7 protein-coding genes and 1 riboswitch are annotated in these 6,269 nt (G+C 57.6%); of the genes, 1 reads left to right on the top strand and 6 read right to left on the bottom strand.

From position 1 onward, the window contains the following. Positions 1-207: 207 nt before the first annotated feature. Complete coding sequence (locus AC221Y_RS18585) at positions 208-387, top strand: hypothetical protein (protein ID WP_486707996.1); 180 nt, start codon at positions 208-210, stop codon at positions 385-387. A gap of 9 nt (positions 388-396) precedes the next feature. On the opposite strand, the gene AC221Y_RS18580 is transcribed toward AC221Y_RS18585, so the two are convergent. The 6 genes from AC221Y_RS18580 to ybeY all read right to left on the bottom strand — a co-directional run. Continuing rightward, a complete protein-coding gene (locus AC221Y_RS18580) occupies positions 397-1,389 on the bottom strand; it encodes an aldo/keto reductase (RefSeq protein ID WP_299754720.1) in 993 nt (330 codons plus the stop codon). Then, positions 1,386-2,009 (bottom strand): (d)CMP kinase, encoded by a 624-nt coding sequence (locus tag AC221Y_RS18575; RefSeq protein ID WP_299754718.1) that lies wholly within the window; start codon positions 2,007-2,009, stop codon positions 1,386-1,388. Before AC221Y_RS18575 ends, AC221Y_RS18580 begins: the two co-directional genes overlap by 4 nt. 103 nt (positions 2,010-2,112) lie before the next feature. Then, the gene (gene metK, locus AC221Y_RS18570; protein ID WP_299754715.1) at positions 2,113-3,294 is read right to left on the bottom strand and encodes a methionine adenosyltransferase; all 1,182 of its coding nucleotides are present in this window, start codon (positions 3,292-3,294) and stop codon (positions 2,113-2,115) included. Positions 3,295-3,301: 7 nt separating this feature from the next. Beyond that, a riboswitch (SAM-SAH riboswitch) is annotated at positions 3,302-3,352 on the bottom strand. Between the two features lie 16 nt (positions 3,353-3,368). After that, the gene (lnt, locus tag AC221Y_RS18565) at positions 3,369-4,862 is read right to left on the bottom strand and encodes an apolipoprotein N-acyltransferase (protein ID WP_486707995.1); all 1,494 of its coding nucleotides are present in this window, start codon (positions 4,860-4,862) and stop codon (positions 3,369-3,371) included. A gap of 3 nt (positions 4,863-4,865) precedes the next feature. After that, entirely contained in the window at positions 4,866-5,753 is an 888-nt protein-coding gene (locus AC221Y_RS18560; RefSeq protein ID WP_299754709.1) for a hemolysin family protein, read from the bottom strand. Then, positions 5,753-6,269, bottom strand: a 517-nt coding sequence (ybeY, locus tag AC221Y_RS18555) for an rRNA maturation RNase YbeY (RefSeq protein WP_299754707.1), incomplete at its 5' end; no start/stop codon positions are given. The genes AC221Y_RS18560 and ybeY, both read right to left, overlap by 1 nt.

Here is a 6,269-nt window from a genome sequence, read left to right as displayed (position 1 = left end):
CCCCATTTGCCAATCCCACGCCACCATATACCCAAAACTGCCGCGGCATCATCTGCCGACAAGCGCTCGGGTTGATCGCAGAAGGCTCGAAGCAACATCAGTATACCATGGAACACATTGAATTCGTTTAGATAAATTCTTGTACTTCCACAAAACCGGCCTATTTTAAGGGTAGGTCAGCAGATAAACCGACGCAAAGAGAATAAAATGCCCAAATATAACAAATCCTTCGGCCTTACCCCTGACGACGTTGACTTGATCGAAACCGCGCTGCGCAAAGCAAAACGCGAAGCCGATATCGACACACGCGAGGTGTCCGAACTGCTTGGACGACTTCACAACCAAAAAGTCTTCTACCGTCCCCCAGGTACATACGTCGGCGGCTAGCGCGCTCGCTCAGCCGTATTTTTCAGGGCCGAACCACTGATACTCGTTGTAGCGGTCGCCATGGGCCCAGCCCAAAGGCAACGCCGCCTCAATTGCGGCCACATCGTCCTCAGACAGCTCCAACTCTGCGCCCCGGATCAATTCCGCCAGGTGCGGCACCGACTTCGTTCCGGGAATTGGCACAACATGGTCGCCCTTCGCGCGTGTCCAAGCCACCGCCAAAGCCGCCGCAGGCTCTCCCATTTTGCGCGCCAAAGCGAGAAACGGCTTCACCGCTTCAAGGTTCGCTGAATAATTCGGCTCCTGAAACCGCGGATTCCCGTTCAAAAACGGAATTTCATCAAGGGCCCCCCGCGTAAAGGGCGCATCCGTCAAAAAGGACCGACCCACCGGCGAAAAAGCCACCAAGGTTACACCCAATTCCGCGCAGGTTTGCACCAACCCCAATTCGCAGGCGCGCGTTGCCAAGGAATACTCCGACTGCACAGCCGCAACAGGGTGTTCCCCGTGCGCCGCCCGCAAAGACGTGGGCGCAATCTCGGAAAAGCCAATCGCCTTGATCTTCCCCTTCTTAACCAAACGCCCAAGCGATCCCGCAACGTCCTCAATCGGGATCTTGGCTTCGCGACGATGCACATAAAACAGATCAACGTGATCAATCCCAAGCCGCGCAAGCGAGCCGTCCAGCTCCGCCTCCAGATAATCGCCCTCATTGTTGAACCGCCGCTCGGGCGCGCCCACAATACCTGCCTTCGTCGCAATTACCCAGTTGTCGCGCATGCCCGGCCGATCTTTCAGCCATGCCCCGATGATCTCTTCGGATCGGCCTTCACCATAAATATTCGCCGTATCAAGATGCGTGACACCTGCGTCAAACGCCGCGTCCAGCACCGCGTTCGACTTCTCTTGCGTGGTACCGCCATAAGCACCCGCAAACGACATCGCCCCCAAACCAAACTGCGTAATTTTCGGCCCGCCCCGGCCAAGTGTCGTTGTCTTCAAGTCGCTGTTCCTTCCAGTTTTTCCTCAACCACAGACACAGCAGCCGCCAAGGCCGCCTCAATATCCATGTCTGTCGTATCAATCACAACCGCATCTTCCGCCGCGCGCATCGGCGCATCCGCCCGACCCATATCACGGGCATCTCGTTTCAAAACTTCGTCCAACACGCCATCAAAATCAGCCGCCTGACCGCTTTCGCGCAATTCATCATACCGCCGCCGCGCCCGCACATCCGCACTGGCCGTCACGTATAATTTCACCTGTGCCGTGGGACAGATCACTGTCCCAATGTCGCGTCCGTCCAGAACCGCCCCACCATCGCGGCGCGCAAAGCTGCGTTGAAACGCAACCAATGCGGCCCGCACCTCCGGGATGGTCGCTACCTGGCTGGCAAGCTCGGCTACCGCCTGAGTGCGCAGCCCGTCGCGCGCTAAATCATCGGCAGTGACAGCCTCAGCCGCCACTTGCGGTGACCACCCAGTTTCCAAAACCTTCCGCGCGCTGGCGCGATACAACAACCCGGTGTCCAGATGCGCAAAGCCAAACCGCGCGGCCAAAGCCTTGCTGATCGTCCCCTTGCCCGCTGCCGCAGGCCCATCGATCGCCACTGAAAACTGCAATACCGCGCTCCTTCTTTATGGATACTTTATGGATAAAATATCCCAGCAGAGGGCCTAACGCGAGGGGGGACGGCATCCCCCACTCCCTAATTGTCAATAAAAGTCAGACCGCGCGGGTCAACGCCTCAACCAAATCGGTCTTCTCCCACGAGAAACCGCCATCCGCCTCAGGCGCACGACCAAAGTGTCCGTATGCCGCCGTACGTTGATAAATCGGCTTATTCAGCTCAAGATGCTCGCGAATGCCGCGCGGGCTTAAATCCATCGTTGCCTTCACAGCCTTTTCAATCATCTCAGGCGGAACCTCACCTGTGCCGAACGTATCAGCGTAAACAGATAGCGGCTTAGACACCCCAATCGCATATGACAGCTGAATAAGACACTTCTCAGCCATGCCCGCCGCCACAACGTTCTTGGCCAGATACCGCGCCGCATAGGCCGCTGAGCGGTCAACTTTCGTCGGGTCTTTCCCCGAAAACGCGCCGCCACCGTGCGGAGCAGCGCCCCCATAGGTATCCACAATAATCTTACGCCCGGTCAGACCAGCATCCCCGTCGGGACCGCCTATCACGAAAGTTCCCGTCGGGTTCACCCACCATTCGGTGCCATCCGTCAGCCATCCATCTGGCAGAACTTCGCGAATATAGGGCTCTACAATAGCGCGGATATCAGCGCTTGATTGGCTCTCATCGGCGTGCTGCGTCGACAAAACAATCGATGTGACCTCAACCGGCTTACCATTCTCATATCGCAGAGAAATCTGGCTTTTGGCATCCGGGCGAAGCGTTGGCTCCTGCCCGGATTTACGCACATCTGCCAACCGCTTCAAAATTGCATGGGCATAATGGATCGGTGCCGGCATCAACTCGGGCGTCTCATCCACCGCATAACCGAACATGATCCCCTGATCGCCCGCGCCCTCGTCCTTGTTGCCACTGGCATCCACACCCATTGCGATATGAGCCGACTGCTTGTGCAGCAGATTGGTAATCTTGCACGTAGCGTGGTGAAATTTGTCCTGCTCATACCCGATATCGCGGATGCACTCGCGCGCAATCCCCTCGATCCGGCCCATGTAGTCATCAAGCCGTCCGGCATCGCTCAGGCCAACTTCGCCACCGATGACCACCTGGTTTGTGGTTGCAAAAGTTTCGGCCGCAACCCGTGCTTCGGGTTCCTCGGTCAAAAACGCATCAAGCACCGCATCCGAGATACGATCACACAGTTTATCAGGATGCCCTTCCGAGACGCTCTCGGAGGTAAAAATGTAGTTCTGCCGGTTCATGGGATAGTGCTCCGTTGTCAAAATAAACCGTCACGTCAGGAAGCCGTTGTGACAGATGGTTCGCGTTAAGGCGTTCACGATCCCTTTGCAAGAGTGTTGCGACGTAGCGCGACATTAAGCACGGTCAGCGTTACCAAAAGTAGAATGGCGATGGGAATGTCGCCTATCTGACCATAAATCGTCGGTTCCCGCTTGCCCGGCAACGCAACATCAAGAAAGCCCGCCTTGCCCAAGACCAACGCAGCCACGACCTCGCCGCGCGCATCAATCACCGCAGATACGCCAGTGTTCGCCGCACGGAGAAACGGCACCCCCTGTTCGACCGCGCGAAAGCGCGCCTGATCAAGGTGCTGAAACGGGCCTGAAAACGTCCCGAACCAAGCATCGTTGGTGATTTGCAAAAGATAATCTGGCCGATCAAGCCCGCGGCCATGGCCCGGAAAAATCGCCTCGTAGCAAATTAAAGGCAACGCGCGCCCAAGCGGCGTGTCGATGAGCCGAACCTTGTCGCCCGGCGAAAACCCATACCCATCGCGCGCTGCAAAAGACCGCAAACCCAAAGCCCCAGCCACCTGCCCGAACGGAATATACTCGCCAAACGGCACTAGATGCACCTTGTCGTAAATCTCACTCGCCTGCCCGTTGGACCCGATTACGATCAACGCATTGTGATTGCGACCACTATCACTTCGGTTGATTCCGGACACCACCGGCACGCCGCCGCCCGCAGCCGCAATCTGCGCCAGAATAGGGGCCGAGCGATCCAACCGATACGGCAATGCCGTCTCAGGCCAGACCACCAAATCAACGCCGTCCTTCGGCGCACCCGTAAAACCGATCATGCGCTCTACAAAGATATGCGCGCGATCCGGGTCCCACTTTTCATCTTGCGGCGCATTCGGCTGAACCAGTCTTACGATGCCAAGTCCGTCACTCTCGGTTCCTGCGTCTGCAAGACGATTACCGAAGGCGAAAAGACCCGCGACAGTCACAAGAATCGCAAATATCCCCAGCCCTTGTCGGGGCCGCCTGTTTGACCGCACGCCCTTTTCGCGCACCATCACCGGCAAAGCCGCGATAAACAGCGTTACCGCCGTTAGCCCATATGGTCCAATCACCGAGGCCATCATCCGCACCGGCGTATCCGCCCAGATATACGCCGGCAAAGCCCAGGGAAAACCCGTAAACACATGGCCCCGCAGCATCTCAGCCCCGGCCAATGCTACGGCCCAAAGCACGACGCGTCCAACCCCGATCCACCCCGCCAAAGCCCAAAACAAAGCCAAACCACCAGCCAGAAAAATCAGGGCAAACGGCGCCATCCATCCATGCCGCGCCACATCGACTAGGAACGGCTCGACAATCCAAGACAGCGTAACGGCAAAATATGCAGTCCCCCCTGCCCAAGCGACAAAAGCCGCTTGCCGGCGCGACGTGGCCTCAGCAACTGCGTAGGCAAGAACGGCGAAACCCACCAAAGCCACGGGCCAAAGCCCGAACGGCGCATGTCCCAGCGCCGCCGCACCTCCAGCCACCGCAGAAAGGCCCGACAGGCGGCGTGTTTTCACGCCCTATTCAGCCGCTTTCGCCGTCTGAGACCGAACCCGCAGCCGCTTGATACGGCGGGGATCAGCATCGACAACTTCAAAATCAATCCCCGCAGGGTGCTTTACGACTTCGCCGCGTGCAGGCACGCGCCCCGCCAGCATGAAGACCAAACCTCCAAGCGTATCGATCTCTTCTTCCATCTCCGGCTCAACCAGCTTTTCGCCAATATGTGCCTCGAAATCTTCGATCGGCGTGCGCGACTGAGCAAGATAACACCCTGGAGACTCCTCGGTCCAGAAATGCCCCTCGGCAATGTCGTGCTCATCTTCGATTTCGCCAATGACCTGCTCGATCAAATCCTCGATCGTCACCAGACCATCGACGCCACCGTATTCATCAATCACCAAAGCCATATGCATCCGGTCCGTCTGCATCTTCTGCAAAAGAACGCCGATCGGCATCGACGGCGGCGCATACAGCAAGGGGCGCAACATCTTGGACAAAGCAAACCGCTCGCCCTTGCCGTTAAAGCCATGCTTCAGCGCGAAATCCTTCAGGTGAACCATGCCAACTGGCGTATCAGGCGTGCCCTTATAGACCGGCAAACGCGTCAATCCGCTGTCGGCAAAGACCTCAACCAGGTCTTCCTTCTTAATATCTGTGGGAACAGAAATGATCTCGACCTTCGGGATCATCACATCTTCAACCCGAAGCCGCGTCAGGTTAGCAAGCCCACCGCTAAACGACCCGCTTGCCGCCATCCGTCGGGGCTGACCATTTTCATCAGTCGCCTCATCGGAACCGCTCAGCGCATCGATGATGCGGCCGAAAAAGCCCCTCGAACTCTCATCGTCCTCTCCCTCATGCGCGCTTTGCGCCGCATTAGAGGACACGTCGTCGTTGTCGCCCATTAATCCTTTCCATCACTCCCGGAACCATCCCCCTCATATGGGGTCGCTATTCCAAGTTTGCCAAGTATCGCTATTTCAGTCGTTTCCATCAAGTCACCGTCGCCATCGCGGACGTGATCGTAGCCCAAAAGATGCAGCGTGCCGTGAACGATCAAATGCGTCACATGCGCCTCGGGCGAAATTCCGCCCGCAGCAGCTTCGCCGATGCAGGTTTCATAAGCCAAAGCCAGATCCCCCAACTCGCTGTCCCCGTCAGGCAAAAGCGGGCGTGCGCCCTCTTGCAAAGCGCCTCGCTCTTGCGACGGCCAGGACAAAACATTCGTCGCCTGCGCCTTACCGCGAAATCCTTCATTCAGAGCAGAAATGCGTTCATCCCCGGCCGCCAATAAAGCAACTTCCCAGGCGTCAGCATCCATTCCAAGATGGGTGAACGTCGCCACCACGGCACGATCGGCCAGGGGCCCAAGCCCCAGCACGACCCAGCGGTCATCTTCGATGATTACGTCCACAGTCATG

Source organism: Boseongicola sp., from assembly GCF_057460485.1.
Note: the sequence above shows the minus strand (reverse complement) of the source record. Positions and strands in the feature narration are given on the sequence as shown.

Bases quoted from the DNA above. Each gene is read 5' to 3' on its own strand.
- AC221Y_RS18560 (WP_299754709.1), bottom strand. From the start codon at position 5,753: ATGGGCGACAACGACGACGTGTCCTCTAATGCGGCGCAAAGCGCGCAT.
- AC221Y_RS18585 (WP_486707996.1), top strand. From the start codon at position 208: ATGCCCAAATATAACAAATCCTTCGGCCTTACCCCTGACGACGTTGAC.
- metK (WP_299754715.1), bottom strand. From the start codon at position 3,294: ATGAACCGGCAGAACTACATTTTTACCTCCGAGAGCGTCTCGGAAGGG.